The organism is Streptomyces sp. R33, from assembly GCF_041200175.1.
GTDB lineage: Bacteria > Actinomycetota > Actinomycetes > Streptomycetales > Streptomycetaceae > Streptomyces > Streptomyces katrae_B.
On the sequence record NZ_CP165727.1, the window covers coordinates 5,194,547 to 5,216,299 of the forward strand.

The following is a 21,753-nucleotide window of genomic DNA, read 5'->3' on the forward strand; positions in this document are numbered from 1 at the left end:
CCTACCGGTCCGCGGGCTGAGCCGGGGCCGGGGCCGGGGCCGGGGCCGGAACCGGGGCCGGGGCCGGCGCCGCGGGTGCGTGGCGGTAGGGGTCGCTGCGCAGGCCGCGGTGGGTGACGACCACCGTGAAGGCGGCGGGCGCGGCGGCCGGCAGCTGCGCGGTCAGGGTGCCCGTCGCCGGGTCGTACGCGGTCGCCAGGGCGGTGGAGTCGAGCTCCACCCGGGCCTCCGGGCCGAAGCCGCCGCCCTCCACCCGCAGGGCGGAGCCCTGCACCGCCACGCCCGTGATCACCGGGTTCGCGCGCGTGGCCATCTTGTTCACGAGGTACGCCCCGGCCGGTGCGCCCGTCAGCGCCCAGATCTCGGCGGGGAGGTGGGGGAGCCCGGCGCCCACGTCGGAGAGGAAGAACAGCACCACGTACAGCATGGTGACCGCGCTCAGCGCCACGTACTGGAGGTCCACGAGGTCGGTGCGCCCGCTGTCGTTCGCGATCAGCTCGCGCAGCGGCCGCTTCCCGGAGCGCGTCGGCTTGGGGGCGGGTTTGGCCATGCTGCCGTTCTCCACGCGGATGCCGACGACGGTCTTCGCCGCGATCAGGGCCACGTACGGGCCGCCGAGCAGCGGCAGGTAGACGGTGGTCAGGGAGGACAGCGGGCCGTGCTCCCCGGCGAACCAGTCGGCTCCGCCGCCCGCCGTGAGCCCGTACGCGAGGATCGTGAGCAGCAGCCAGACCAGGATCACGGTCCAGGCCAGCGCCAGGGTGGTGGAGGTGGAGAGGCGGCCGTCGCGGCCGGTGACGAAGCCGGGGTGGCGGCGCAGCCGCAGGCCGATCGGCCCGGCCACGGCGGCCAGTAAGGCCAGTGCGAAGAGTGCGGAAACCATGTCGTCCCCCCGGAACGGATCTCGGATTCAGGACTCCGAGGTGTACTCCGTTGACCGGGGTCATGACAAGCGGGAGCCGGGCGCGCCCCTACTTCTCCTGATGCTCCGCCAGGATCGGGAACCGCCGCGGAGCCACCAGGAGGAGGACCAGCAGGGCCGCCACGGCCGCGGCGCTCGCGCCGAGGAAGATGTGGTCCACGGCGGCGGCCACCGACGCGCGCAGGTAGTCGGCGGCGGCGGGCGGGAGCAGCGCGGGCCGGTCGAGGGCCTGGGAGACGTCGTCGAGGTGGTGCGGCAGTCCGGTCATCGGGGCGTCGGCCAGCCGGGCGGCGATGGTCGCGTTGGCGACGGCCCCGAGCAGGGCGGCCCCGAGGCTCTGGCCGACCTGGCGGCAGAACAGCACCGAGGCCGTCGTCGTACCCCGCTCGGACCAGCCCACGGTGGACTGGACCCCGACGATCAGCGGCAGCTGGAACAGGCCGAGGGCGGCGCCGAGCAGCAGCATGATCAGCGTGGGCTGCCAGGGCCGGGCGGGATGGGGAAGCAGCGTGAACGAGAACAGGATCACGGCGGCCAGCGAGATCCCGACGACGGCGCAGTTGCGGAAGCCGATGCGCCGGTAGACGTGCTGGCTGAGGGCGGCGGACAGGGGCCAGGTGAGGGTCATCGCGGACATGACGAGCCCGGCGCTCGTGGGTCCGAGGCCGAGGACCGACTGGGCGTAGGTCGGGACGAAGACCAGCGGCGCGACCATGAGCAGGCCGAGTGCGCCGAGGGCGAGGTTCACGGCGGCGATGGTGCGCCGGCGCCAGACCCACCCGGGGAGAATCGGTTCCTCGGCCCGGCGTTCGATCCGGACGACCACGGCCGCCAGTACCGCGCTCGCGCCCAGCAGGGCGAGCGAGGGCGCGGACAGCCAGGGCCAGGCGACCCCGCCCTGCACCAGCGCGAAGAGCAGCAGCCCGCCGCAGGCGAAGACGCCGAGGGCGCCGGCCCAGTCGATCGGGCCGCGGCGGCCGGGGGACCGTGCGGGCTCGACGAGATGGCGGGCGAGCAGCCACAGGGCCAGCCCGCCCAGCGGCAGGTTGATGAGGAAGATCCAGCGCCAGTCGGCGTACGAGGCGATGAGCCCGCCGAGCGCGGGGCCGGCCACGGCGGAGGCGGCCCAGACCGAGGACATCCTGGCCTGGATCCTGGGGCGGTCCTTGAGCGGGTACAGGTCGGCGGCCAGGGTCTGCACGGTGCCCTGGAGGGCGCCGCCGCCCAGCCCCTGGACGATGCGGAAGGCGATGAGGGCGGCCATGTTCCAGGCGAGCGCGCACAGCACCGAGCCGGCGATGAACAGGGCTATGCCGAAGAGCAGGACGGGCCCCCGGCCGAGGGTGTCGGAGAGCTTCCCGTAGACGGGGAGGGTGACGGTGATCGCGAGCAGGTAGCCGGCGAAGAGCCAGGAGAAGACCGAGAACCCGCCGAGGTCGCCGACGATCTGGGGGACGGCGGTGGAGACGATCGAGCTGTCGAGGGCGACCAGGGCCATGCTCAGCATGAGGGCGGCGACGAGCGCCGTGCGCGGCGGCCGGCTGCCGCTCCCGGCGGCCGCCGTTGCCCCGGCTCCCGCCCCGGCGGCGTCCCCGGTGCGTTCCCCCGTGCTCTCCTCCGCGCCCACCAAGATCCTTTCACCGTGCACGTACCTGCGGGGAACACCCTCTCATCACGGGGTATCCGGCGGTATCCCCCAGAGCCGGTCCCCCAAAGGGGGGAGAACCCCTAAGGGTTGCTCCTCACAAGGGTCCAGGGGTCTTTCGTCCCGGCGGAGGAGGAGGACGGCCCCGCGAGGTCCTTAACTGGTTCATACGAGCGGGGGTGGGGTTAACCCCCCGGTGGATACGGCGATGGGCACCAGCGCGCCGGCCGCCTGCGCCCCGCAGACTTCACGACGGCATCACACACCGGATCCGGCCGACCCGCCGGAACCCGGCCACACGCGCAGCAACGCAACGAACGAGGGGAAGCACCGTGACAACGGCTATGACCGAAACCAGGCACGGGGGTACTGGAGGGCATGAAGCCGTCGCGGCCCGGGCGCGCAAGGTCGTCAAGGCCTACGGCGCCGGGGAGACCCGTGTGGTCGCCCTCGACGAGGTGGACGTGGACATCAAGCGCGGCCAGTTCACGGCGATCATGGGCCCCTCCGGTTCCGGCAAGTCCACGCTGATGCACTGCCTCGCCGGTCTCGACACGGTGACCAGTGGGCAGATCCACCTGGACGACACCGAGATCACCGGGCTGAAGGACAAGAAGCTCACGCAGCTGCGCCGCGACCGGATCGGCTTCATCTTCCAGGCGTTCAACCTGCTGCCGACGCTCAACGCCCTGGAGAACATCACGCTCCCCATGGACATAGCGGGCCGCAAGCCCGACGCGGAGTGGCTGAACCGGGTCGTGGAGACCGTCGGCCTCGCCGGCCGTCTCAAGCACCGCCCGACCGAGCTGTCCGGCGGCCAGCAGCAGCGCGTGGCCGTCGCCCGCGCCCTCGCGGCCCGCCCGCAGATCATCTTCGGCGACGAGCCCACCGGAAACCTGGACTCCCGGGCCGGAGCCGAGGTCCTCGGCTTCCTGCGCCGCTCGGTGGACGAGCTCGGCCAGACCATCGTGATGGTCACGCACGACCCGGTGGCCGCCTCGTACGCGGACCGTGTGATCTTCCTGGCCGACGGCCGGATCGTGGACGAGATGTACGGGCCCACCGCCGACCAGGTGCTCGACCGGATGAAGGACTTCGACGCCCGCGGACGGACCTCATGAGCGTCATGAAGACGTCGCGGCGCAACTTCGTCGCGCACAAGGGCCGCATGGCGCTGTCCGCCATCGCGGTCATGCTGTCCGTGGCCTTCGTCTGCGGCACGCTGGTGTTCACCGACACCATGAACACCACCTTCGACAAACTGTTCGCGGTGACCAGCTCCGACGTCACGGTCAGCCCCAAGGCGGCCGAGGGGGGCGAGGACGCGCCGAGCCGCGGCAAGCCGGAGACCCTCGACGCCTCCGCCGTCGAGAAGGTCAAGACGGCCGAGGGCGTCCGCAGCGCCGAGGGCGGCGTCGTCTCGACGGCGGTCACCGTCGTCAACGCCAAGAACGAGAACATGGGTTCGTCCACCGGTGCCCCGACCATCGCGGGCAACTGGAGCGACAGCGAGCTCAAGTCCATGAAGATCGCCTCCGGCATCGCCCCGCGCGGCCCGGCCGAGGTGATGGTCGACGCCGACACCGCCGAGAAGCACCACCTCGCCATCGGTGACGAGCTGCGCACCATCGCGCTGCCCGGCGACATCCGCGCCAGGATCAGCGGCATCGCGGCCTTCAAGGTGACCAACCCGGGTGCGGCCGTCGTCTACTTCGACACCGCGACCGCCCAGACGGGCCTGCTCGGCGCCCCGAACACCTTCACGCACGTCAACGTGACCGCCAAGGACGGCGTGAGCAACGACCAGCTCAAGCAGAACATCGCCGCCGCGGTCGGCAAGGACACCTACAAGCTCCAGACGGCGAAGGAGGCCGCGGACTCCAACCGCAAGGACGTCGGCTCCTTCCTCGACGTCATGAAGTACGTGATGCTCGGCTTCGCGGGGATCGCCTTCCTCGTCGGCATCTTCCTGATCTTCAACACGTTCTCGATGCTGGTCGCCCAGCGCACCCGCGAGATCGGCCTGATGCGCGCCATCGGCGCGGACCGCGGCCAGGTCAACCGGTCGATCCTGGTCGAGGCGCTGCTCCTCGGCGTGGTGGGCTCCGTCCTGGGCATCGGCGCGGGCATCGGCATCGCCGTCGGCCTGATGAAGCTCATGGGCAGCATGGGCATGCACCTGTCCACCGACGACCTGACGGTCCTGCCCGCCACCCCGGTGCTGGGCCTGGTCCTGGGCATCATCGTCACCGTGGTCTCCGCCCTCGTCCCGGCCCTCCGGGCGGGCAAGGTCTCCCCGATGGCCGCCCTGCGCGACGCCGGCACCCCCGGCGACCGGAAGACCGGCGTCGTACGGGCCGTGCTCGGCCTGGTCCTCACCGGCGCCGGCACCGCCGCGCTGCTCCTGGCCGCGCAGGCCGACAAGGCCTCCACCGGCTCGATGTGGCTCGGCCTGGGCGTGGTCCTCACCCTGATCGGCTTCATCGTGATCGGCCCGCTGCTCGCGGGCGGCGTGGTGCGGGTGCTGTCCGCCCCGGTGCTGCGGCCCTTCGGTTCCATCGGCCGGCTGGCCGAGCGCAACGCGCTGCGCAACCCGCGCCGCACCGGCGCCACCGCCGCGGCGCTGATGATCGGGCTGGCGCTGGTCGCCTGCCTGTCGGTGGTCGGCTCCTCGATGGTGGCCTCCGCCACCGAGGAACTCGACAAGTCGGTCGGCGCGGACTTCATCGTCGCCTCCGAGAACGGCCAGCCCGTGATGCCGCAGGCCGAGCAGGCGATGCGCGCCACCAAGGGCCTCACCCACGTCACCGCCTACCGGGGTGCCGAGGTGAAGCTGACCGCGCCGGACGGGAGCTCGGCCAAGGACGAGCTGAGCGTCACCGACCCGACCTACGCCCAGGACGTGCGGCGCAAGATGATCGCGGGCGAGCACAAGGACGCGTACGCCGCGGGCGCCATGTCGGTCGGCTCCGAGTACGCCAAGGCGCACGCGATCAAGGTCGGCGACCGGATGAAGGTGGCCTTCGCCGGAGGCAAGGAGACCGAGCTGAAGGTCGCCGCGATCACCAGCGACGACGGCAACCTCGACAAGGGCGTGAAGTACGTCAGCACGGCCACCGCCGAGGCGAACCTGCCCGCCGACCGGATGCCGCGGCCGTTCATGCTGCTGGCCAAGGCCGAGAACGGGCAGGCGGACACCGCCTACACCGCGCTCAAGAACGACCTGGCGCAGTACCCGCAGTACAAGGTGCGCAACCAGACCGACTACAAGGAAGCGCTCAAGGACCAGGTCGGCTCGCTGCTGAACATGGTCTACGGGCTCCTCGCCCTCGCGATCATCGTGGCGGTCCTGGGCGTCGTCAACACCCTGGCCCTCTCGGTCGTCGAGCGGACCCGCGAGATCGGCCTGATGCGCGCCATCGGCCTCTCCCGCCGCCAGCTGCGCCGCATGATCCGCCTGGAGTCGGTGGTGATCGCCCTCTTCGGCGCGCTGCTGGGCCTCGGGCTGGGCATGGGCTGGGGTGCCACCGCCCAGCAGCTGCTCGCCCTCCAGGGCATGAAGGTCCTGGAGATCCCGTGGTCGACGATCATCGGCGTCTTCGCCGGGTCGGCCCTGGTGGGCCTGTTCGCCGCACTGGTCCCGGCCTTCCGGGCGGGGCGGATGAACGTACTGAACGCGATCGCGAGCGAGTAGTACGCAACGCGGTCGTCACGGGGGAACCACGGGGGAACCACGGGGAAAGGTCCGGCCCCGGTCCGCTCTTCGGAGCGGGCCGGGGCCGGTGCCGTTCCCGCGGTATCCGGCCCCCGCGGGGCGTGCCGGATACCGCGAGCGGGCGACCCCGGCGCGTCGTAGGGTGGGAAGCCCCGGCCCGTGAGACGTGTCGGGCCCTTCGCGTTGCCCCTTCACCGGACGGAAGCCTCCTTTCATGAGCCTGCACGGACTGCTCGACGCCGTCACCCGGGACCCGGCCCTCGCCGAGGCGGTCACCGCGGCCGGCGACGGCAACCGCATGCACGTGGACCTCGTCGGACCGCCGGCCGCACGGCCCTTCGCCATCGCCGCGCTGGCCGCCAGGACCGAGCGGACCGTGCTCGCGGTCACCGCCACCGGGCGGGAGGCCGAGGACCTGGCCGCCGCGCTGCGCTCGTTCCTGCCGCCCGACGAGGTCGCCGAGTACCCGTCCTGGGAGACCCTTCCGCACGAGCGGCTCTCGCCGCGCAGCGACACCGTGGGCCGGCGGCTCGCCGTACTGCGCCGCCTCGTGCACCCGAGCAAGGACGACCCGGCCGCAGGGCCCGTCTCCGTCGTCGTCGCGCCGATCCGGTCCGTGCTCCAGCCGCAGGTCAAGGGGCTCGGCGACCTGGTTCCGGTGAGCCTGCGCCAGGGCGTGAGCGCCGATCTGGGGGAGGTCACCGAGGCGCTGGCCGCGGCCGCGTACGCCCGCGTCGAGCTCGTCGAGAAGCGCGGGGAGTTCGCCGTGCGCGGCGGCATCCTCGACGTGTTCCCGCCCACCGAGGAGCACCCGCTGCGCGTGGAGTTCTGGGGCGACGAGGTCGAGGAGATCCGCTACTTCAAGGTCGCCGACCAGCGGTCCCTGGAGGTCGCCGAGCACGGGCTGTGGGCCCCGCCCTGCCGGGAGCTGCTGCTGACCGACGAGGTGCGGGAGCGGGCCGCGGCCCTCGCCGAGGAGCACCCCGAGCTCGGCGAACTGCTGAACAAGATCGCCGAGGGGATCGCGGTCGAGGGCATGGAGTCCCTCGCCCCGGTCCTCGTGGACGACATGGAACTGCTGATCGACGTCCTGCCGACCGGGTCCATGGCCGTGGTGTGCGACCCGGAGCGGGTGCGCACCCGGGCCGCGGACCTGGTGGCGACCTCCCAGGAGTTCCTGATGGCCTCCTGGGCCGCCACCGCCGGCGGTGGCAAGGCCCCGATCGACGTCGGCGCGGCCTCGCTGCGCGGGATCGCGGACGTACGGGAGCACGCGCGCGAGCTGGGCATGATGTGGTGGTCGGTGTCCCCCTTCGCGGCCGGCGAGGCCGAGGGCGGCGGGGACACGCTCAAGCTCGGCATGCACGCCCCGGAGGCCTACCGCGGCGACACCGCCCGTGCGCTCGCCGACACCAAGGGCTGGATCGCCGACGGCTGGCACACCGTCTACCTCACCGAGGGCCACGGCCCGGCCGCCCGCACCGTCGAGGTGCTCGGCGGCGAGGGCATCGCGGCCCGGCTCGAGGCCGATCTGCGCACCCTGGAGCCGTCGATCGTCCACGTCGCGTGCGGCTCGCTCGACAACGGGTTCGTCGACCCCGCGCTCAAGATCGCCGTCCTCACCGAGACGGACCTGACCGGCCAGCGCACCGCCACCAAGGACCTGGGCCGGATGCCGACCCGGCGCCGCAAGTCCATCGACCCCCTCACCCTGGAGGTCGGCGACTACATCGTCCACGAGCAGCACGGCGTCGGCCGCTACATCGAGATGGTGCAGCGCACCGTCCAGGGCGCGACCCGTGAATACCTCCTCGTCGAGTACGCCCCCGCCAAGCGCGGCCAGCCCGGCGACCGCCTCTACATCCCCACCGACCAGCTGGAGCAGGTCACCAAGTACGTCGGCGGCGAGGCCCCGACCCTGCACCGGCTCGGCGGCGCCGACTGGACCAAGACCAAGGCGCGCGCGAAGAAGGCGGTCAAGGAGATCGCCGCCGACCTCATCAAGCTGTACAGCGCGCGCATGGCGGCCCCCGGCCACACCTTCGGGCCCGACACCCCCTGGCAGCGGGAGCTGGAGGACGCCTTCCCGTACGCGGAAACGCCCGACCAGCTCACCACCATCGCCGAGGTCAAGGAGGACATGGAGAAGTCCGTCCCCATGGACCGCCTGATCTGCGGCGACGTCGGCTACGGCAAGACCGAGATCGCGGTCCGGGCCGCCTTCAAGGCGGTCCAGGACGGCAAGCAGGTCGCCGTCCTCGTCCCCACCACGCTGCTGGTGCAGCAGCACTTCGGGACCTTCTCCGAGCGCTACAGCCAGTTCCCGGTCAGCGTGAAGGCGCTTTCCCGCTTCCAGAGCGACACCGAGTCCAAGGCCACGCTGGAGGGCCTGCGCGAGGGCTCCGTGGACATCGTCATCGGCACGCACCGGCTCTTCTCGCAGGAGACCAAGTTCAAGGACCTGGGCCTGGTCATCGTCGACGAGGAGCAGCGGTTCGGCGTCGAGCACAAGGAGCAGCTGAAGAAGCTGCGCGCCAACGTCGACGTGCTGACCATGTCCGCGACCCCGATCCCGCGCACCCTGGAGATGGCGGTGACCGGCATCCGCGAGATGTCGACCATCACCACCCCGCCCGAGGAGCGCCACCCGGTGCTCACGTTCGTCGGCCCGTACGAGGAGAAGCAGATCGGCGCGGCCATCCGGCGCGAACTGCTGCGCGAGGGCCAGTGCTTCTACATCCACAACCGGGTCGAGTCCATCGACCGGGCGGCCGCCAAGCTGCGCGAGATCGTGCCCGAGGCGCGGATCGCGACCGCGCACGGGCAGATGTCCGAACAGGCCCTGGAACAGGTCGTCGTGGACTTCTGGGAGAAGAAGTTCGACGTCCTCGTCTCCACGACCATCGTCGAGTCCGGCATCGACATCTCCAACGCCAACACCCTCATCGTGGAGCGCGGCGACAACTTCGGCCTCTCCCAGCTGCACCAGCTGCGCGGCCGCGTCGGACGCGGCCGCGAGCGCGGGTACGCGTACTTCCTCTACCCGCCGGAGAAGCCGCTCACCGAGACCGCGCACGAGCGGCTCGCGACGATCGCCCAGCACACCGAGATGGGCGCCGGCATGTACGTGGCGATGAAGGACCTGGAGATCCGCGGCGCGGGCAACCTGCTCGGCGGCGAGCAGTCCGGGCACATCGCCGGCGTTGGCTTCGACCTGTACATCCGCATGGTCGGCGAGGCCGTGGCGGACTACCGGGCCGCGGTCGAGGGCGGGGTGGAGGAGGAGCCGCCGCTCGAGGTCAAGATCGAGCTGCCGGTCGACGCGCACGTCCCGCACGACTACGCGCCCGGCGAGCGGCTGCGCCTCCAGGCCTACCGGTCCATCGCGTCGGCGAACTCCGAGGCGGACATCAAGGCCGTGCGCGAGGAGCTCCACGACCGCTACGGCAAGCTGCCGGAGCCGGTGGAGAACCTGCTGCTGGTGGCGGGGCTGCGGATGCTGGCGCGGGCCTGCGGGGTCGGCGACATCACCCTCCAGGGCGTCAACATCCGCTTCGGGCCGGTGGAGTTGCGCGAATCGCAGGAGCTGCGCCTCAAGCGGCTCTACCCGGGCGCGGTGCTCAAGCCGGCCACCTCGCAGGTGCTGATCCCGCGGCCGAAGACCGCCCGGGTGGGCGGGAAGCCGCTGGTCGGACGGGAACTGCTCGCCTGGACCGGGGAGTTCCTCACCGCGATCCTCGGGTCGTAAGCGCTTCCTTACGACGGCTTCCTTACGGCCGCTTCGGTACGACCGCTTGCGTGCGACGCGGTGCGCGGCCGGTGACCTGCGGGTCCCCGGCCGCGCCGCAGGCTGCTCGGGCGGGGCCTACCTGTTCGGGTCCTCGTCGATGCCCAACTGCTTCTCGACCTGCTGCTGGCCCTGATCGACCTGCTTGGCGTACTTGTTGCCGGTGCGCTGGTTGACCTGCTGCTCGGCGGCGTCGGACGCCTGCTTCGCCTGCTTGCCGTGGGCCTGCAGCATTTCCTTGGCCCTGTCGAAGATCCCCATGCGAGGGCTCCCTTCCGTATCCCTTTTGCGACGCTACGCGCGTTTGCGGGGATCCGCCCGCCGAGGCCGGTGTCAGACCGATTCGCCGGGGGCGCCGCCACCCAGCTTCGACAGGTCCAGGACGTCCGCGCCCTGCGGCAGGGCCGTGTCGACCGGCGTGCCGAACGCGGAGAAGAGGATCTCCCCGCTCTCGTCCCCCGAAATGGTGGACTTGAGCAGGTACGGGGTGCCCTGGGTGGCTATGTAGTCGACCTCCGTGCCCTCCTTGGCCGCCGAGGTGATGGCCAGCGCCTGCTTGCCGTCGATGGCGACCGTCTCGCCCTTGCGGGCCAGCGGGCTGGGCTTGCTGGTGCCGCCCGTCAGTTTGCCGAGGTCGCAGACGTGGGCGAACGAGGCGGCCTCGGGGTCGGAGAGCGGCATCTTCAGCCAGCGGTCGGCGAGCATGGTGACCATCGCGTCCGTCTGCTTCTTGGGGGTGTGCTTCTTCGCGGCCACGGCCCGCCAGTAGTCGGCGTCCCCCTTGAAGTGCATGAGGTCACTGGACTTGACGAGGTCCACCTTGCCCATGGCCTCGTACCGGATCGCGCCGTTGCAGCCGCCCTTCTTGTCGAGGGAGAGGTCGAACTCCACCTGCTTGCCCTCCTCGCGCAGCTTCGCGACGACGTGCGCCGACTCGACCTTGCGCATGGCCTCGTACGACTGGCTCAGGATCTCGGCGCCCGACAGGTCCGCGAGCACGCCCGTGCTCTTGTCCTTGCCCTTGGCCGTCGGCGACGGCGTGGCCGCGCCCGAGGCCTGCTCGGCGGCGCGGGCCGCCCTGCCGACGTCGGCGGCCTTGCCCCCGCCCCCCGGCAGGCAGGCCGTCGTCAGCCCGAACAGGGCCGAAGTGGCCAGCACCGACAGGCCGATGGTCCGGCTCCGCATGTGGATTCCCCCTAGGAACAACAACTCGACTGCCGAGGGTAGTCGCCGCCGGTCAGGAGGCCCCGACGATTTCCGCCCCGGCGGCGCGGCCCGCGGCGGACGAAGGTGTGCGGCGACCCTGCAACGGTTGCGCGCATCCCCTCACTGGCGGCCGGAAACGCTGTATACGCTCAGACCCGAAACTTCGTCGACACGGTCCGTCAGGAGCAGCGATGCACGGCCCCGGCCTCCCGCCGCAGCAAGGCCCCCAGCCCAGTACCGGGGGAATCGTGGCACTGCGCGTGCTGTTCGCCCTGCTGCCCGTCCTGAGCTGCGGCTTCCTGGGATGGGGCACGATGCTGCGGCTCGCGGTCGTCACCCGCAAGCCCCGGGACTGGTGGCTGCTGGCCGTCAACTGCGCGCTCAGCGTCGCCTGTATCGCACTGATCGGCGCCGACACGACGCCCAACACCGACGGCTGGCAGAGCGATACCGGCGCCTTCGGCATCATCATCACCGGCTTCCTGACCTGCGTGTACTTCCTCGTCGCCGACATCCGCCACTACGCAGCCCGCGCGGCGGCGGCCCCGGCCGCCCCCTGGTACCCGGCGCAGCCCGCGCCGTACGTTCCGCCGCAGCAGCAGGCCCGGCCGGCGTACGGGTACCCGCCGGCCCAGCAGCACACGCCGACCCCGACGCCGGGCCCGGCCCCCACACCGGCTCCCGGGCCGGCCACCCCGCCGCGGATCGGACAGGTGCGCGCCGAGCTCGACGAGCTGAGCGAACTGCTGCGCAAGCAGACGCCGCACCCGCACCCGAATCCGCAGGCGAACCCGAACCCGCCCGGCAGCGAAGGTGAGGGCCCGGCCCGGTGACCGACGACGACCGGATCATCGGCGAGCGCTACCAGCTCGCCTCCGTCCTGGGACAGGGCGGCATGGGCCAGGTCTGGACGGCGTACGACCAGCGGCTGGACCGCCGCGTCGCCGTCAAGCTGCTGCGCCCCGACAAGGTGGCGGGCCCCGGCTCCGTCGCCGACGAGCTGCGCCGCCGCTTCGTGCGCGAATGCCGGGTCACGGCGCAGGTGGACCACCCGGGCCTGGTCACGGTCCACGACGCGGGCAGCGACGGCGACGAGCTGTTCCTCGTCATGGGCTACGTCGAGGGCACCGACCTCGCCGACCACCTCGCCCAGCACGACCCCTACCCCTGGCAGTGGGCGGTCGCCGTGGTCGCCCAGCTGTGCGGGGTGCTGTCGGCCGTGCACGCGGTGCCGATCGTGCACCGCGACCTGAAGCCGCGCAACGTGATGGTCCGCCCGGACGGCACCGTGCTGGTCCTCGACCTCGGTGTCGCCTCGGTGATGGACACCGACACCACCCGCCTCACCAGCACCGGCACACCGATCGGCAGTCCGGCGTACATGGCGCCCGAGCAGGCGATGGGCGGCGCGGTGGGCCCCCACACCGACCTCTACGCACTCGGCGTCCTGCTGTACGAACTCCTCAGCGGCAACGTCCCGTTCGCCGGGTCCACCGCACTCGGCGTACTGCACCGCCACCTGTACGAGCCGCCCGTTCCGGTCCGCAGGATGCGCCCCGAGATCCCGCACCAGCTCGAGGCGGTCCTGCTGCACCTGCTCGCGAAGGACCCGCAGGACCGGCCCGCCTCCGCACAGCACGTGTACGAGGCCCTCGCATCGCTGCTGCCCAAGGAGGGCACGCCGGCGGGCACGCTCGACCCGACCCGCCCCTTCCTGCGCCCCCACGCCCCCTGGCCGGACCGCGCCTCCACCGTCCCGCCGCAGCCGACCCTCCCGCCGACGCCGCCCCGGAAGCCGGACATCCCGGCCGCGGTGGACGAGGCCCGCAGCCTGCTGGACGAGGGCCGCCTCACCCAGGCCGTGGACATCCTCGGCGGGATCCTCCCGGCGGCCGAGGCGGAGCACGGCGAGCACTCACCGGTGGTCCGCTCCCTGCGCAAGCAGTACGCCGCCACGCTGATGGACGACGGCCAGTACCGCCGCGCCCTGCCCGAACTGCGCCGCCTGGCCGACGAGTTCCCAGCCGGCGACCCCCAGTCCCTGCGCTTCCGCTACGACGCGGCCCAGTGCCTGGAACAGCTCGGCGCCCCCGGCGCCGCCCTGGCCGAATACCGCTCCCTGCTCCCGCTGTTCGAGAACCACTACGCCAACCCGGACCCCGGCCTCCCGCTGGAGGTCCGCCGCCGGATAGCCCAGCTGCTGCTCTCCATGGGCGACCGCCCCGCGGCCCACGACACCCTGGCCCGCCTCCTGTTCGACGCCGAGCGCGTCCACGGCCCGGCGCACCCCTTCTCGACGGAGGTCCGCCGCACCCTGCACTGGCTGAGCCAGGTCCGCTGACGCCGGCGCTCACGCCCCGGTCGCGGCGAGCTCCGCGGAGGCGTCGGCCTCCCGGGCGCCCGGTACGACCGTCCGGCCGGCCCGGGGCATGCGGCGGCGCTGCACCGCGAGGAACGCGCCCAGCAGCAGGAGGGCCGCTGCCGCGACGGCCGTGCCAGGGAGGAGGCCCGGGGGGCGGAACGTACAGGTGATCGCCGTGGTGCCCGGGGTCACGGGGACGGAGACCAGGCCCAGGTACGGCGTCGCCGGGCGGTCGTTGCAGGTCCAGCCCGCGATCGCCGGGGACGAGAGGACCGCCGTGCCCGTGGTGCCCGCCGGGACGGTGGCGCGCACGGTCGACGAGCCGACCCGCAGGGACGTCGGCGCCGACGCGCGGAGCGCGGCCACCGCCGGGTCCAGGCGGGCGCGGTCCAGGCAGGACAGGGCCCAGCGCGGGGGCGCGGCAGCGTCGAAGACCAGCGCCGAGGAGGCCCCCCGGGAGGCGCCCAGCGGCTGGAGGGCCGCCCGGTTGCGGGGGGCGTTGCCGTTCAGCCGGAACGCGCGGCCGTCCGCGAGGCGGGCCGTCGCGTTGTACTCCGGGGCCCAGAGGTAGGCCTCCGTGCCCGCGCGGCACACCCCGGGGGAGACGGGGTCCTCGTACACCTTCGCGCCCAGCAGGAGTTCCTGGTTGGCGAACGGGGGCCCGTCGACCTCGCCGTACGAGGGCACGGGCCCCGGCGGGCGGACCGTGACCAGCGGCGGGACGACCTGCGCGCGGCCGATCGTGCCGTCCGGCTGCAGGCGGGCGCCGACCGCGAACACCGCGTCCGTCACCGGGTTGTCGATGCTCTGCACGTTGCGCCCGCGCGAGGTCCAGCCCGCCCCGAGGGCCACCATCGTCCGCGTGAACACATCGGGGGTGTGGCTGCTGTAGTACGCGCCGCCCTCCCCGCCCAGCAGCAGCGGATCGTTGCCCGACAGGGCCGGCCGGCTCGGGTCCGTGCGGTACGCGGGCCAGCCCTCGGCGCCGGCCAGGGCCTCGGCGCGCGCCGTGTGCGCCGCCCCCCACGAGGGGTAGTCGTCCAGGCCGCCCAGCTTGCCCTTGTGCCCGAACGCCGTCGTCGCGGCCGCCTGTCCGATCAGTACGAGCGCCAGCACCCCGGCCGCCGGGAGGACCAGCCTGCGGTGGCGCAGGCACCACCAGGCACCCGCCGCGAGCGCCAGCCCGCCGCAGAACAGAACGACCCCCCACGTCGTCGCCAGCGTGCTGCCGCTCGCCGCCACGGCCGCGGCGGCCAGCAGCGCCGCCCCCGCCGCCAGCGCCCGCGGCCCCGGCAGCCCGGCCGTCGCCAGCCCGGACCACGCGGCGATCACGGCCACCCCGGCCAGCACGAACGTCTGCCGGTACGGGCTGCCGTTCGGGGTCGCGAACACGTGCCAGGCCAGGTGCGTCGGCGTCCACTGGAAGGAGAGCAGGACGGCCGCCGTCAGCCCCGCCCACCCCAGGCGGGCCGGCAGCGGCACCGCCCGGTGGAACGGCAGGGCCGCCACCAGCAGCAGCGTCCCCGTACCCACGAAGAGCGCCGGCGAGGAGAAGGAGTACGTGCCGGGCAGGACCCGCGCGAACAGGTCCGGCCAGGAGACCGGCGCGAACTGCCGCGTCCACCCCGGGTACGCCTGCTTCGAGCTCAGGAAGAGGGGGACCAGCACCGGGGCGGACACCGCGATGCCCAGCAGGGTCGCCCCCGCACCACGGACGAGCACCCGCAGCCGCTCCCGTACCCCCTGGCGCGTCAGCACCACCCGCAACAGGAGGACCAGCGCCGCGCCCAGCGTCGCCATGTAGGCCGTGTAGAAGTTCGCCGTCCAGCACAGCGCCGCCACGAGGACGGCGAGCGCCGGCCGGCGCCCCCGCAGCGCCCATTCACCCGTCAGACACAGGAGCGGGAACGCGATCAGCCCGTCGAGCCACATCGGGTTGTACGACGCCTCGATCACGGACCAGCCGCACAGCGCGTACGAGGCCGCCAGCAGCCCCGCCGCCCACCACGGCCCGCGGCGCTGCGTGCGCAGCAGCCAGGCCATCGCCGCCGCGGCGGCGCCCATCTTGACCACGGTGACCACGTACACCGCGAGGTCGATGTCCTCGCGCGGGAACAGGGCGACGAGCACCGCGAACGGGCTCGAGAGGTAGGTGCCGAAGTCGGGCAGGAAGCTCGTGCCGTAGCCGGACTGCCAGTTGAGCAGCAGCCCGCCCTCCGCGCGCCCGTGCAGGAGGTCCCACAGGTGGGCGTGGAAGGGGACGAACTGGTTCCCGAGGTCGTTGATGCTGCGGTGGCGGTGCCCGTACGGGAACACGCGGGCGGCCGCGTCCCCGGCGCACACGGCCACCACCGTGATCAGGGCGGCGAGGGCCGAGCCGTGCAGGCTCCGGCGGCGCGGCGAGCGGTGCGGTGTCGACATGGTGGGCCGACCTTGGCAGCGCCGGGGGACAGCAGGATGGCCAGAGGGTGAACGCGTACCCCAACACCCCGGGAATCGTTGGTCGAACCAGTGGCTCGGATCACCTTGACTGCATACCATCGATCACCGCACGGCCCTTGTGCACCGACGCACAATCTCCCGGCCCTGGAGGCTCCTTTGCACCGTCGCACTGCGCTCTCCGTCTCCGCCGCCCTGCTCGTGGCGGCCCCCCTGCTGTCCGCCTGCTCGGGTCAGGCCCGCCCCGGCACCGCGGCCGTCGTCGGCGGCGAACGGATCACCACCTCCGCGCTGCAGGCCCAGGTGGGCGACGTCCGCGCTGCGCAGAACGGGTCCGGGCCGACCGCCGCCCAGCTCATCCAGGCCTCGCCCGGCCTGGAGCGCGTCAAGCTCAACAAGATGATCCAGACCGTCGTCCTGGAACGCGCCGCGAAGGAGGCGGGCGTGAGCGTCGGCGAGAAGGAGGTCCAGGACTTCCGCAAGGCCCAGCTGGAGAAGGCGGGCGGCAGCGAGAAGCTGGCCGCGGCCGCCCTCGAGCAGGCCCAGCTGGCGCCCGGCCAGCTCGACGCCGACGCCCGCTTCAAGCTGCTGCGCGACAAGCTCTTCGACCACTACGGCAGCCAGGACAAGGCCGTCGAGAAGCTCGCGTCCGCCGCGAAGGCGCTGCACATCGAGGTGAACCCGCGCTACGGCGTCTGGGACGCTCAGCAGATCGTGCTCGGCGACCAGGACACCCCGTGGATCGTCCAGCGGACCCGGCCCGAGCAGGCCCCCGCCGGAGCCTGAGCCACCCGTCCGGAGGTAGGTTCGGAGGGTGACCGACCACGCCGCCGAACCCGCCCCCGCCGTGCCCGCCGCCGATCCCGCCGCTGCCGGCGACACCCCTGCCGACGACACCGCCGCCGGCCGGATCGTCCTGCTGACCGCCAGCCACCGGGTCGCCCCCGGCCTGCTGTCCTGGCCGGCCTGGCAGACCCTGCACGCCGCGGACCGGGTGCTGTGCGCCGACCCGGGGCACCCGCAGCTTCCGTACCTGCGCGAGGCGGGCGTCGAGGTCGCACACGAGACCCCCGACGCGCACGCGCTGGTCGAGGCCTGCGCCGGCGGCCGTACGGTCGTGGTGATCCCCGGCGGCGAGGGTGACCAGCGCCTCACCGACGGGCTGGCCCGGCTCGCCGGCTCCGGCCGCGTCGACATGCCCGACCTCGAGCTGCTGCCCGGCTCCTACGATCTGCCCGGCGCGCGCCTGCTCGACCTCGTCCAGGTGATGGACCGGGTCCGCCGGGAATGCCCCTGGACCTCGCGCCAGACCCACGAAGGACTGGTCAAGTACGCCACGGAGGAGGCGTACGAGCTGGTCGAGGCCATCGAGGAGGGGGACCGGGAGGCGCTGCGCGAGGAGCTGGGCGACGTGCTCCTCCAGGTCGTCTTCCACGCGCGGATCGCCGAGGAGCACACCGACGAGCCGTTCTCCATCGACGACGTGGCCGGCAGCCTCGTCGAGAAGCTGATCCACCGGCACCCGCACGTCTTCGGGGACGCGGACGCGCAGACCCCGGAGGACGTCAGCGCCCACTGGCAGCGCACCAAGGCGGTCGAGAAGCAGCGGGAGTCGGTCACCGACGGGATCCCGCTGGGCCAGCCCGGTCTCGCGCTCGCGGCCAAGCTCGCCGGCCGGGTCCGTACGGGCGGCGTGGCCGTGGAACTGCCCCGCGGCGAGGGCATCGGGTACGAACTGCTGGAACTGGCGGCGCGCGCCGAGGCGGCGGGCGTCGACCCCGAGACCGCGCTGCGCGCCGCGGCCCGCGTCTACCGGGACGCGATCCGCGCCGCCGAGGGCGTGGCCGGCGAGTAGCCCGCAGGAGGTCTACCGGGGGGCGCGCGCCGACGGGTCGTGCCAGTGCGGGGCGGGGCGGCTGAGGAACCACTCCCCGAAGCCCAGGGGCCGGCCGTTCGGGCCGTGGCCCGTGCCGGCGGCGGGTACGGAGTCGTGGAAGATCCGGCCGGGGAGGGCACCGAGCTCCCGGAGCAGGTACGCGGTCTCGTCGATGAACGGCGGCGGGCCGCTGAGGTAGACGTCCTGCTCGGGCCACAGCGCCCGGTGGCCGAGCGCGGTCGCGAGCCGCCCGGTGGCCTGGTTGCGGTGCTGTCCGGGGGCGGGCGTGATGTAGGTGACGCCGAGCCAGCCGAAGGCGGCGGCGTACTCGTCGATCAGCGGGCGGTCGTAGAGGTGGGCGGCGTCCCGGGCGACGACGAAGAGCCTCACGTCCTGATCGGGGGGTTGCCCGGTGAGCTCCTCCAGCATGGCCCGGACCGGCGCCCAGCCGGTGCCCGCCGCGATGAAGCTGACCGGCCGGTCGGCGCGGCGGAAGGTCAGCCGCCCACCGGCCGCGCCGAGCCGCAGCATCTCGCCCGGCCGGGCCTCGCGGACCAGGGCGGTGCTGAGCCGCCCCTGCTCGATGCGGCTGACGTGCAGGTCGAGGGTGCCGTCCGGGCGCGGGGCGTTCCCGATGGAGTAGGTGCGCCAGGTCGTCGGGACCCGTTCGCTGCTCACGCTCACGTACTGGCCGGGGAGATAGGGGAGGGGGGCGTGCGGGCGCAGGGTCAGCACCGCTATGTCCTCCCCGTACTGGAGGTGGCGCACGATCTCGGCGTCCCACCACGGCGGGTCCTCGCTCGCGGCGGCTCCTTCCATCATGGCGTCGGCGATCACCTGGTACGCCTCGGACCAGGCCTTCTCCACGCCCGGGGTCCAGGCCTCTCCGGAGGTCCGGGCGAGTGCGGCGAGCAGGCTGGAGCCGACGGCCGCGTAGTGCTCGGGCCTGGCGAGGAACTTGCGGTGGTCGCGGCCGAGGTGGTGGAGATAGGGGAGGAGGCCCTCGTCGTCGAGGTGGGCGACCACGTGGGTCAGCGCGGCGAAGAGCCGGTCGCGCTGGCGTTCCATGTCCTCGGCGGAGGACGGGAAGAGTTCTCGGATCCCGGGGTTGTGCCAGAAGAGGTGGGAGTAGAAGTACTTGACCGCGTGCTCGGCCCTTCTCTCCACCACCGCGAAACTGCTCTTCAAGATCCTCGCATCCACAGAACCGAAAGTAGGAGGGCCGGGGAACGCGAGGTCAAGCGATGGCGGATCTACGGACAGCCGCGGCGAACGACCCATATGGGATGCCGGCCGGCCCGCGGGATACGGTCATCGGGTGCACGAGCCGACCTCCGCAGCCCCCGCAGACAGCACTCCTCCCCAGGGCCCGCCCCTGTTCGACTGGGAGTTCGCGACCGATCCGTATCCGGCGTACGCCTGGCTGCGCGAGCACTCCCCGGTGCACCGCACGAAGCTCCCCAGCGGGGTCGAGGCCTGGCTGGTCACCCGGTACGCCGACGCCCGCCAGGCCCTCGCGGACCAGCGGCTCAGCAAGAACCCGGCGCACCACGCGGAGCCGGCGCACGCCAAGGGCAAGACCGGGATCCCGGGGGAGCGCAAGGCGGAGCTGATGACGCACCTGCTCAACATCGACCCGCCGGACCACACCCGGCTGCGGCGGCTGGTGTCGAAGGCGTTCACCCCGCGCAGGGTGGCCGAGTTCACCCCGCGGGTGCAGGAGCTGACCGACCACCTCATCGATGGGTTCGCGAGCAAGGGGGAAGCCGATCTCATCCACGAGTTCGCCTTCCCGCTCCCCATCTACGCCATCTGCGAGATGCTCGGCGTACCGCGCGAGGACCAGGACGACTTCCGCGACTGGGCCGGGATGATGATCCGCCACGGCGGCGGCCCGCGCGGCGGTGTCGCCCGCTCCGTGAAGCAGATGCGGACCTACCTCGGCGAACTCATCCACCGCAAAAGGGATGATCTGGGCAATGACCTCATCTCCGACCTGATCCGCGCGAGCGACCACGGCGACCACCTGACGGAGGCCGAGGCCACGGCGATGGCCTTCATCCTCTTGTTCGCGGGCTTCGAGACCACGGTGAACCTGATCGGAAACGGGGTGCACGCCCTGTTCATGAACCCCGGTCAGCGCACCCGCCTCCAGGACTCCCTGGCCGCCGGGGAGAGCAGCCTGCTGGAGACCGGCATCGAGGAGCTGCTCCGCTACGACGGCCCCGTGGAGCTGGCCACCTGGCGGTTCGCCACCGAGCCGCTGACCCTCGGGGGCCAGGACATCGCGGCCGGCGATCCGGTGCTCGTCGTCCTCGCCGCGGCCGACCGGGACCCCGATCGGTTCGCCGATCCCGACACCCTCGACCTCTCACGCACCGACAACCAGCACCTCGGATACGGGCACGGCATCCACTACTGCCTGGGTGCTCCGCTCGCACGACTTGAAGGGCAGACGGCGCTTGCGACTTTGCTGACGCGTCTGCCCGATCTGGAACTCGCTGTTCCGCCCAACGAGCTTCGCTGGCGCGGGGGTCTGATCATGCGTGGCCTGCGCACTCTTCCCGTCAGGTTCACAGCCCGAAACATCTGAAGGCACCCTGACCGTAAGTCAGCCACGGTCAAGAGTTGTGACTTGCGTGCTAAGACGGCTAGGTTCTGCCGTTACCCAGCCGTTATGCGAAAGGTGCAGCTCATGCGTTCCGGGAACGGCCGCCACAGACGCCCCCGCCAGGTACCCGCGATAGTCGTCACCGCCGGAGTCACCGGTTCCGCCCTGGCTCTGCCGCTGCTCGCCGCCACCGGCGCGAGCGCGGCGGACACCTCCACGTGGGACAAGGTCGCCGAGTGCGAGAGCGGCGGCTCCTGGAGCGCCAACTCCGGCAGCGGGTCCTACGGCGGACTTTCGTTCACGCAGGAGCAGTGGAACTCCTCCGGCGGCCTCGACTTCGCCGAGCGCCCCGACCTCGCGAGCCGTTCGCAGCAGATCGCCGTCGCCGAGCGGGTCCTGGGCACGCAGGGCCCCCAGGCGTGGGGGCAGTGCTCGGAGTCGGCCGGGCTGACCCGGCAGGCCCCCGCCGCGTCCGTGGACCCGGGCCTGCCCGGCACGCTCGGCCCCGTCGCCGCGAGCCCCTCCCGCCCCGACCACTCGGTCCCGGCCGGCGGTACCGGCGCGAAGGCGCACGATTTCGGCGCCCCGACCCCGGCTCCGGCCCCGGCGCCGGACTTCACGCTCCCGCCGGCGCCGCTCGCGCCGAACAGCGGACTGCCCGTCATGCCCGACCCGGACGTGCCGTCCACGTCGCCGACCGTCCCGGTGCTCCCGGGCGACCCGACCGCCAACCCGGGTACTCCCACGGCCCCGACGGACCCGACCGCGCCGACGGCCCCGGGAAGCCCGACCAAGCCCGGCGGCCCGGCGGACCCGACCGTTCCGGTCGTTCCGGCCGACCCCGGCTCCCCCGCGGCCCCGGGCGCCCCGGGCGCCTCCACCGACCCGAGTGCCATCCCGGACCCCACCGGCACCGGCAAGCACCGTGGTACGCCCGCCCTCGAGCTGCCCGCCGCATCTGAGGGGGTGTCGGCGCCCTCGTACACCGTCCAGGCGGGCGACAGCCTGGCCACCATCGCGTCTGCCAAGGGGGTCAAGGGCGGCTGGAACGCGCTCTACCAGGCCAACGAGCAGGTCATCGGCGAGGACGCGGATCTGATCAAGCCCGGCCAGAACCTGGATCTAAGCTAGGAATAGCGGCACTTCGGACACCCGGAAAGAGCTGAATGTCCGTTATCTGCAAGTGAGAC

The 21,753-nt window shown here is 72.7% G+C and carries 15 protein-coding genes; 9 read left to right on the top strand and 6 right to left on the bottom strand.

Annotated features, from left to right (window positions below):
• Position 1: 1 nt before the first annotated feature.
• Both AB5J51_RS23875 and AB5J51_RS23880 read right to left on the bottom strand, forming a co-directional pair.
• Positions 2 to 832 carry a hypothetical protein gene (locus AB5J51_RS23875; RefSeq protein WP_369780300.1) on the bottom strand — a complete coding sequence of 277 codons (831 nt, stop codon included), beginning with the start codon at positions 830 to 832 and terminating at the stop codon, positions 2 to 4.
• A gap of 139 nt (positions 833 to 971) precedes the next feature.
• Entirely contained in the window at positions 972 to 2,549 is a 1,578-nt protein-coding gene (locus AB5J51_RS23880; protein WP_369778605.1) for an MFS transporter, read from the bottom strand.
• Between the two features lie 362 nt (positions 2,550 to 2,911).
• On the opposite strand from AB5J51_RS23880, the gene AB5J51_RS23885 reads away from it, so the two are divergent.
• The 3 genes from AB5J51_RS23885 to mfd all read left to right on the top strand — a co-directional run bounded on the left by AB5J51_RS23885 (position 2,912) and on the right by mfd (position 10,030).
• A complete protein-coding gene (locus AB5J51_RS23885) occupies positions 2,912 to 3,688 on the top strand; it encodes an ABC transporter ATP-binding protein (RefSeq protein ID WP_369778606.1) in 777 nt (258 codons plus the stop codon).
• A complete protein-coding gene (locus AB5J51_RS23890) occupies positions 3,685 to 6,261 on the top strand; it encodes an ABC transporter permease (protein ID WP_369778607.1) in 2,577 nt (858 codons plus the stop codon). Before AB5J51_RS23885 ends, AB5J51_RS23890 begins: the two co-directional genes overlap by 4 nt.
• A gap of 235 nt (positions 6,262 to 6,496) precedes the next feature.
• Positions 6,497 to 10,030: a transcription-repair coupling factor gene (gene mfd / locus AB5J51_RS23895; protein ID WP_369778608.1), complete on the top strand. Its 3,534-nt coding sequence runs from the start codon at positions 6,497 to 6,499 to the stop codon at positions 10,028 to 10,030.
• Positions 10,031 to 10,147: 117 nt separating this feature from the next.
• On the opposite strand, the gene AB5J51_RS23900 is transcribed toward mfd, so the two are convergent.
• Together AB5J51_RS23900 and AB5J51_RS23905 are read right to left on the bottom strand one after the other, a co-directional pair.
• Positions 10,148 to 10,330, bottom strand: coding sequence for an antitoxin (locus AB5J51_RS23900; protein WP_369778609.1), 183 nt, complete (start codon positions 10,328 to 10,330; stop codon positions 10,148 to 10,150).
• Positions 10,331 to 10,402: 72 nt separating this feature from the next.
• Positions 10,403 to 11,254, bottom strand: coding sequence for a hypothetical protein (locus AB5J51_RS23905; RefSeq protein ID WP_369778610.1), 852 nt, complete (start codon positions 11,252 to 11,254; stop codon positions 10,403 to 10,405).
• Positions 11,255 to 11,523: 269 nt separating this feature from the next.
• On the opposite strand from AB5J51_RS23905, the gene AB5J51_RS23910 reads away from it, so the two are divergent.
• Both AB5J51_RS23910 and AB5J51_RS23915 read left to right on the top strand, forming a co-directional pair.
• Positions 11,524 to 12,108, top strand: a complete 585-nt coding sequence (locus tag AB5J51_RS23910; protein ID WP_206310774.1) for a hypothetical protein — start codon at positions 11,524 to 11,526, stop codon at positions 12,106 to 12,108.
• Positions 12,105 to 13,616: a serine/threonine-protein kinase gene (locus AB5J51_RS23915; protein ID WP_276611487.1), complete on the top strand. Its 1,512-nt coding sequence runs from the start codon at positions 12,105 to 12,107 to the stop codon at positions 13,614 to 13,616. The genes AB5J51_RS23910 and AB5J51_RS23915 overlap by 4 nt, the downstream gene beginning before the upstream one ends.
• 9 nt (positions 13,617 to 13,625) lie before the next feature.
• On the opposite strand, the gene AB5J51_RS23920 is transcribed toward AB5J51_RS23915, so the two are convergent.
• A complete protein-coding gene (locus tag AB5J51_RS23920; RefSeq protein ID WP_369778611.1) occupies positions 13,626 to 16,058 on the bottom strand; it encodes a YfhO family protein in 2,433 nt (810 codons plus the stop codon).
• 177 nt (positions 16,059 to 16,235) lie between these two features.
• On the opposite strand from AB5J51_RS23920, the gene AB5J51_RS23925 reads away from it, so the two are divergent.
• A complete protein-coding gene (locus AB5J51_RS23925) occupies positions 16,236 to 16,862 on the top strand; it encodes a SurA N-terminal domain-containing protein (protein WP_053791052.1) in 627 nt (208 codons plus the stop codon).
• 61 nt (positions 16,863 to 16,923) lie between these two features.
• On the top strand, positions 16,924 to 17,931 hold the full coding sequence (locus AB5J51_RS23930) for a nucleoside triphosphate pyrophosphohydrolase (RefSeq protein ID WP_136226233.1): 1,008 nt from the start codon (positions 16,924 to 16,926) through the stop codon (positions 17,929 to 17,931).
• Between the two features lie 12 nt (positions 17,932 to 17,943).
• Here the strand turns inward: AB5J51_RS23930 and AB5J51_RS23935 are convergent, their stop codons facing one another.
• The gene (locus AB5J51_RS23935; protein ID WP_234382995.1) at positions 17,944 to 19,140 is read right to left on the bottom strand and encodes a globin domain-containing protein; all 1,197 of its coding nucleotides are present in this window, start codon (positions 19,138 to 19,140) and stop codon (positions 17,944 to 17,946) included.
• Positions 19,141 to 19,270: 130 nt separating this feature from the next.
• Between AB5J51_RS23935 and AB5J51_RS23940 the strand changes: the two genes are divergently transcribed.
• Positions 19,271 to 20,545: a cytochrome P450 gene (locus tag AB5J51_RS23940; protein ID WP_369778612.1), complete on the top strand. Its 1,275-nt coding sequence runs from the start codon at positions 19,271 to 19,273 to the stop codon at positions 20,543 to 20,545.
• Between the two features lie 102 nt (positions 20,546 to 20,647).
• Positions 20,648 to 21,694 carry a transglycosylase family protein gene (locus AB5J51_RS23945; RefSeq protein ID WP_369778613.1) on the top strand — a complete coding sequence of 349 codons (1,047 nt, stop codon included), beginning with the start codon at positions 20,648 to 20,650 and terminating at the stop codon, positions 21,692 to 21,694.
• Positions 21,695 to 21,753 lie beyond the last annotated feature (59 nt).

Bases quoted from the DNA above. Each gene is read 5' to 3' on its own strand.
- mfd (WP_369778608.1), top strand. From the start codon at position 6,497: ATGAGCCTGCACGGACTGCTCGACGCCGTCACCCGGGACCCGGCCCTC.
- AB5J51_RS23945 (WP_369778613.1), top strand. From the start codon at position 20,648: ATGCGTTCCGGGAACGGCCGCCACAGACGCCCCCGCCAGGTACCCGCG.
- AB5J51_RS23890 (WP_369778607.1), top strand. From the start codon at position 3,685: ATGAGCGTCATGAAGACGTCGCGGCGCAACTTCGTCGCGCACAAGGGC.
- AB5J51_RS23885 (WP_369778606.1), top strand. From the start codon at position 2,912: ATGACCGAAACCAGGCACGGGGGTACTGGAGGGCATGAAGCCGTCGCG.
- AB5J51_RS23920 (WP_369778611.1), bottom strand. From the start codon at position 16,058: ATGTCGACACCGCACCGCTCGCCGCGCCGCCGGAGCCTGCACGGCTCG.
- AB5J51_RS23905 (WP_369778610.1), bottom strand. From the start codon at position 11,254: ATGCGGAGCCGGACCATCGGCCTGTCGGTGCTGGCCACTTCGGCCCTG.
- AB5J51_RS23900 (WP_369778609.1), bottom strand. From the start codon at position 10,330: ATGGGGATCTTCGACAGGGCCAAGGAAATGCTGCAGGCCCACGGCAAG.